Here is a 255-nt window from a genome sequence, read left to right on the forward strand (position 1 = left end):
GGAGAACTGAAACATCTAAGTACCCGGAGGAGAAGAAAACAAAAGTGATTCCGTTAGTAGTGGCGAGCGAACGCGGATTAGCCCAAACCAATATTGTTACGGCAATATTGGGGTTGTAGGACCACAACATTCAAAATAAATTGAATTAGAATACTTTGGAAAGAGTAACCATAGAGGGTGATAGTCCTGTATAAGTAAGATTTATAGCGATAGTGGTATCCTGAGTAGTGCGGGGCACGTGAAACCCTGTATGAA

At 41.6% G+C, this 255-nt stretch carries 1 rRNA gene; it reads left to right on the forward strand.

From position 1 onward, the window contains the following. A 23S ribosomal RNA gene (locus tag LG651_RS15710) occupies nt 1-255 on the forward strand; the annotation flags it as partial.

The organism is Neotamlana sargassicola (assembly GCF_020523965.1).
GTDB classification, from domain to species: Bacteria; Bacteroidota; Bacteroidia; order Flavobacteriales; family Flavobacteriaceae; genus Neotamlana; species Neotamlana sargassicola.